7 protein-coding genes are annotated in these 6,413 nt (G+C 36.8%); 5 read left to right on the forward strand and 2 right to left on the reverse strand.

What is annotated here, in order from left to right; all coding sequences use genetic code 11:
* Positions 1-189: 189 nt before the first annotated feature.
* Positions 190-819, reverse strand: coding sequence for a hypothetical protein (locus tag DYY65_RS08745; RefSeq protein ID WP_162477583.1), 630 nt, complete (start codon positions 817-819; stop codon positions 190-192).
* Positions 820-1,024: 205 nt separating this feature from the next.
* On the opposite strand from DYY65_RS08745, the gene DYY65_RS08750 reads away from it, so the two are divergent.
* The 5 genes from DYY65_RS08750 to DYY65_RS12760 all read left to right on the forward strand — a co-directional run bounded on the left by DYY65_RS08750 (position 1,025) and on the right by DYY65_RS12760 (position 5,717).
* A complete protein-coding gene (locus tag DYY65_RS08750) occupies positions 1,025-1,291 on the forward strand; it encodes a hypothetical protein (protein WP_162477584.1) in 267 nt (88 codons plus the stop codon).
* Between the two features lie 484 nt (positions 1,292-1,775).
* Positions 1,776-1,958, forward strand: coding sequence for a hypothetical protein (locus tag DYY65_RS08755; protein ID WP_162477585.1), 183 nt, complete (start codon positions 1,776-1,778; stop codon positions 1,956-1,958).
* Positions 1,959-2,009: 51 nt separating this feature from the next.
* A complete protein-coding gene (locus DYY65_RS08760) occupies positions 2,010-3,347 on the forward strand; it encodes an extracellular solute-binding protein (protein WP_162477586.1) in 1,338 nt (445 codons plus the stop codon).
* Positions 3,348-3,921: 574 nt separating this feature from the next.
* Positions 3,922-5,034: a cache domain-containing protein gene (locus DYY65_RS08770; protein WP_162477588.1), complete on the forward strand. Its 1,113-nt coding sequence runs from the start codon at positions 3,922-3,924 to the stop codon at positions 5,032-5,034.
* 551 nt (positions 5,035-5,585) lie between these two features.
* Complete coding sequence (locus DYY65_RS12760; protein WP_255457501.1) at positions 5,586-5,717, forward strand: hypothetical protein; 132 nt, start codon at positions 5,586-5,588, stop codon at positions 5,715-5,717.
* A 247-nt stretch (positions 5,718-5,964) separates the two neighbouring features.
* On the opposite strand, the gene DYY65_RS08775 is transcribed toward DYY65_RS12760, so the two are convergent.
* Positions 5,965-6,413, reverse strand: a 449-nt coding sequence (locus DYY65_RS08775) for a sensor histidine kinase (protein ID WP_201449423.1), incomplete at its 5' end; no start/stop codon positions are given.

Genomic DNA, 6,413 nt, shown 5'->3' on the forward strand with positions numbered 1-6,413 from the left:
TGAGGTACTAAGCTTGCGTATTCTTCATTGATAATCAATTCGTTTATAATTGTTAGTTCGTCTAATTCTGATGCTTCATTTTTATTCACTACAAGTGATTTAGTTTCAGTACTAGCTTCATTGCCTGGATCAGTGTTATTGCTATCCATTTTCGTCAATCACCTTTTTGTGCAAAGCTAATTGGTATGGTTATCCAGACTCTCTAGTTGTCGCAAGGTGTTCAGTCATCATGTGGTGCTGATAAATATTCTCTGTATCTGTTTGGAAAGAGCATTGAGGACAGGAGAATCTTTGCCTGCTGGACCCATTTTTAGGATCTTCCAGCCTTTCAACTTTTATTCCTTGTAAAGGGTCATGTGATGTATGTGAGGTATGCGATGCAGCGTTAAAATATTCATTTTGTCCTTCTTGGTGGTTTCTTCTAGGATAATCTGTCGTACTATTTGCTAAGATCAGATCGGTTTCCACCACTTTAGGAATATTTGCACTGCAAATGTTGTCATCACATACATCACATACATCACATGAATTACCACCTCTTACTAATCTGTCATCATTAGATGATCTTTCCACTTGGCTATTCGCATCTCCAGTCCAAAGAAGGACTAGAGGTTTGTCATTTACTGGTTTTATCGATGGATTGTTCAGAAGCATATCACGAACGGCTTTCAATTTCCAGTTGTCCCGTAAAGTCAACTTCTTTCCAAAATATGCAGCAAGTTGTTCATTCCTTTTACATGCAGCATTTTTTACTGCTTCGATAAATTCGATGGGTCCTTTTGTTTCCTTGATTGATGATGAAAAACAACCGCAACGCAATCACAAATTCTACCGCCTCCATTAATACCTCCACCGCTAATACTACCACACATGGATCTAACGTCTGTAATACTCTGTGAAATGTTTGAACATCTACGTTAATTATTTGATAATATTAGGTTATTTTCGATAATACTATTTTTGTTGATTAAATCTAAGCCTAAAAGTATAAAAACTATAAATACTCAGATTAACACTAATGTATATGAGCAGTCTTTCAAGACTTCCGGTAAGGATAGAAATTCTATCATCTGCGGAGAATGTTTCTTTATTGGAAAATGACCTTCGCAACATTCTGACGGATTCTAGTGATAGCTGTGAGTATGATGCCTTTGTTGATAAAGACGGGACCACTAAAATAAAGATCGAATGTACCGTTGATGATGATGAAAAGCAAAATGCTTGGATCCAATTGCAATTGAAACATTCAATTGATTGCTCTTTGTCTGTGGAACCTGGTGAATCACTATAATAATTCGACATCCAATCTAGGTTTATTCACAAAAATGCAACTTTGTCCACAGTTTAGCTATCAGATAGAAGATTAGAGGTTTCGTAGATAATCCAGAACACATAGTTAAAGAATACCTTACAAATGAATAATGAAAAATTAAAAAATATTGCTATCTTGTCTTCAATCTCTGATATGTTCATGAGTTTGGTTAGTTCTAGAATCGAGTTGTATGATAACATCTTCCTCCGTTGATATGTTTAACCAACTTCCAAGATGTAGACACCAAGAGCTACAAACCACTAAAAGGTAATCTGATCAATATACTACACTGATGGCAACATTTCAGCACAGAAAGGACGACGGGTACTATGTATGTCAGGAGAAGTTCACGTCATTCAAGAGAACACGCCAGCATAAGCGTAAGGAGCACGCATACTGATTAACATTCACAGTTACACTCATAGCGGTGAGTGGATAACTAGGATAGACCGACTACTTAGCGTTGGTGGTGGCTGGCTTACCTGGTAACAGCATGGCAACAGGCTTGGACATAGTGGTAGCAGTAGGTAACATGTTGGTAACAGATGGAAACATTGCGGTAATAGGAGATGTTAAACTGGTAACAAAGCATGGCTACATAATCCTCCATGAAGTAGACCTTAGACCTGTTATCAGAACAGCATAATACTCTTGTCAGTAAGAAAAGTATAATAATAATAAATATGCCTTTTCAGCAATGAGAAAAATTATATTCTGTCCAGTTCTGGCCATTGTGATAGCCAGTGCGACAGTACTCACAGGCATTTCATCACATTTCATAATTAATCCATCGCCTGTTCTGGCATCTCTGCAGCCAAAGCAAAATGTAAGCCTGGCTATCACGTTTAACGATTTTAACAACCATAAAGGAAAATCTTTACTAGATAGTGCCATTGATAAATTAAGATCCAATCATCCTAATCTTAACATAAATGTAAAGTATGTTGAGACCAGTGATCGGATCCCAGGTACTCATGGTACCCACGATCAGTTGTTAAAGGCTATAGCTAACGGAACTTCTATTGATGTCGTAACCATAGACCAAATATGGCTTGGAGAGTTTGCTCAAAAAGGATATATGACAGACCTTACGAATCGTACTACTAGCTGGGGAAAACTTTCTGATTTTTACGGAACTAACCTAGGTGGAATGACATATAATCACAGAATTTATGGTATATGGGCATGGACTGACGTAAGGGGAATCTGGTATTGGAAGGATTTATTGAACAAAGCTGGAGTTGATCCGAACTCCTTAAAGACGTGGGGCGGTTATATAGAATCTGCAAGAAAATTAAATTCCATTCTTCGGCCCCAAGGTATAGAGGGAGTCAATCTTGCTGCAGCTGATCAGTCTTCTGACGTATGGTATCCGTACCTTTGGATGCTTGGGGGACAAATACTGACCTATAAGAATGGACATCCCTTTCCAGCATATAACAGCTCAGCAGGAGTCAAAGCAATGGAGTTTATCAAAGCTCAGATCGATGCAGGCATAAAGCCACAAAACAAGTGGCTCGGCGGCAAAGAATTTGCAAATAGAAATTTTTCAGTGATGATCGATGGGTCTTGGATGCCGTCTTGGATACCAAAACAAGAATTTAGTGACATAGGATTTATCCCAATGTTTCCAGTACCTAGTGGAATTAATCAGACATCTACGATGATGGGAGGATGGGAATTTGGAATTCCAAAGACTTCAACTCACAAGGACCTCGCATGGGAGCTGATTAAAATTATGTTAGAACCTGATGTGTTATCTCCTTGGATTGCTACTCAGGGCTTAATTCCAACACAAATAAGCATAGGCCAAGGTCCAGGTACGTATGCTGAACAACTTAGGAAATCTATCCCATTTTTTGATGAGATGGTTTCAATGATTCCTCATGGCCAAGCTAGACCTAGTGTCCCAGAGTATCCAGCTATCGCTCAACACATACGACAAGCGATAGATGAGGTTAGCTATGGTTTAAAAGATCCTAAGCAAGCTTTGCAGGACGCTGCTGCAAAGTCTGCAAAGGTTTTGGGATGGTAGTAGTAAATTGAAAAGCTAATTAAATCTATCCGCATCTATTCTGAAAACAAAGTTGAATTCTTATACGATATAAATAATGTTGTATTGCTTCAAACTATGGGAGGGTGAGTGGGTTATGAAAGCGCTTCCTATCTTTGGCTGTAATACACAAAGTATATGAATTGAAATAATCAGAAGTGTTTGTTTATATTTCATATATTGAGAACATTATTCCCCTTGAAATTGGTGATGATAAATGGGAATGGGTATCTAATCAGTACTTTCTTTCATATGAGGACTTGGAGATGATGATGGAGGAGATCAAGAAATATGGAACCAAGTTTGACATTGTAGGTGAACCAAACTATTCGGGCTGAATATTTCAAATTAAATTCAGGAAAATGAAATCAAAGCAAAAACAAGCTCGATTAGTTGGTTGACATAGACCTAGACGATGAATTCAATCCACGGAACTATTGTCAATCTTAAGCGCAACATAAATTAATAAGGTATATTAATTCGATCTAATACATCATATTTTCGAGGAAAAAACGATTAAGATTAAGATACTCCTAGTCCTCCTCCCACGATAAGAATGCATACGAATCTATTTAGCGGGAAAGTAAGAGAGATATCTATTATTTCTATAATTTCAATTATTATCTTTTCAAACGGCTTGTTATTTTACTTCCAAAATATTACAGAGCATGATCTCAGAGACAGCTTGTTTGAACAGCAAAAACAGCGTCAGATAGAATCTACAAAAGAAGTTTCTCAGCATATAGGCTCCGATCTTAGTTTAGTTCTGAGTATGCTCGATGGGATGGCGAACTCAATATATTTGCAGCAAGGACAACTTTCAAGTGATAAGACCAAAAATTTGTTGGAACAAAAATATATCCAATATAGCAATGTAATAGATAGACTATTTATTTTAAATAAGGATAATGTCGTAACCGTTAGCTTATCCAGACCAGGTGCATATACCTTTCTTGGTACTGATCTATCATTTCAAGATTGGGTAACAGAGACAAGAAGGACTCTACAGCCAGTATTTTCTGATAGCTTCGAGTCACTGAATTTATACCGTATTTTCATCACAATTCCTATAATAAACCTGGACACCAAGAAATACATTGGAATAATAGGTGCATCAATACTTACTGAAAAGTTTTTTGCTCACTATGGAAACGTTAACGATATTAACTCAGAATTCCTGGTAGCTTATGACAAGAATGGGACTATATTGGCCAATGGCGCAAGTAGAATACTTGTGGGACAGAGCTCTTTTGGAGACTCTGCGCAGAAGTTTATCAATCACAATGAAATCTTGAACAATTTAACCCGTAATCTGCTTGAAGGTAATGGGGGGACAGCAGTCTATGACTATGGGAGGGGCGAAAGATTAGCTACCGGCTATCCTATATTTGTAAATGGCAAGTCAGCGTTCTTCATACAAGTAGTGACACCAACCTCACAAATCTATTCTATAGTTAATAATGTTCTTTCTATCCAGCGAATAAAGCTGTTTCCATTTTTTGCAGCTGCAAGTACTGTTGCTATCGTGGTTCTTATAATATTACTTAGAAAGTGGAATATCATTTTAAGAAAGGAGGTAAAAAGAAGGACGATGCAATTGGAAGAATCCTACGATGAAATGAAGATTTATTTAAATGAGGTCTTAAAGGAGTTAAAGAGTAAGAAGTAAAGCAGCAATTCATGTATCACAGAATTACAAGCCTCCGCCACACTTCTCGTATGGATTACGATAAGCTGTAAAAATGACTCTTATATCTACATTTGAATTGAAACTCATTCTAGGAATTATAGAGACGCAGTATCTTCTACCATCCAAACCCAAAGACTGGGGCAATGACTTTAGCAATCCTCAAGAATGTACCAAATACCAAATACTCTTTTTAGCCAAAAATTTCAGAGTTAGAAGACCAATATCAGATTCATGCAACAAAGCATCTACCTCCATCTGTTACATTAATCCAATTCCGCTACAACTCTGCCTATTAAATAATCAATCTCAACTGGAAGGAAACACCAAATTTTCTAATAGCGTTGGGTCTATGTTGCTATACTGAATATTGGGGGAAGATGAGGCTAGGCGTAGAGGTTGAAGAATGAAAGGGCGAGAAATCATTTAATGAATTTCTTTGCGATTATCTCGATTCTATCTATTATCTCCAGCTGAAGAATCAAGGTATAAATATATACGAGGACATAAGATGTGGTGTAGCTCATACATACTTGATTGAAAACAAAACTTCACACGTAGATGCTGCTAACTATGGTAATCATGGGATAGAATATGATTCTACAAATAGGCAATATGCATTTTACCTCAAAACTTACACAATCGAATTCAAGGCTGGACGCTAAGGTTCATTTGATTCAAGTTTATAGAAAGTAGTAGAAAGATCAAATTCAGTATTAAGTTAACATTAAAGTCAAAGGTAAGGGATAGAGTTTAGGAATGGGACGTGCCTTAGTGTGAAATTGATAAATAAAATGTTACTATAAAGTTCTAGCCGAATTTTGTTTAATATTGTTCCCTACAGGAAGCACACCAATTGATATATTTTTCAATTTTCCTTCAACCAATCAATCAATCAACTAGCCAATCATTTTACTTGCAAGGTAAGCTGAAAGAGAAAGTAGCCCCTTTTTCATCCAGATTATTTTCTCCCCACATCCTTCCCCCATGAACTTCTATAATGCTTTTAGAAATGAATAGTCCTAGACCAGTACCTGTCCCAGTACCAGGCATTGTAGCAAACTTTGTGAAGAGTCTTGACATCACGCTAGGATGTATTCCAGTACCACTATCCCTTACAATAACTGTAATAAAGCCATCATGATCCGCATCATTTCTTAATTTTATCGATATACTTCCGTTTTCAGAGATAAATTTGGCTGCATTGCTAATTAGGTTAGATATGACTTGTCCAATTCTCGTTTTATCTGCAATTATCATCTGATTAATATTATTAGTGCTCGTTCGGGCATCATTTTCATATACTAATTTTATTCTCTTATTGCTTGTTAATTCACTTTTGTAATCTTCTACAATATGTT

Source organism: Nitrososphaera sp. AFS, assembly GCF_009898475.1.
Lineage (GTDB): Archaea > Thermoproteota > Nitrososphaeria > Nitrososphaerales > Nitrososphaeraceae > Nitrosopolaris.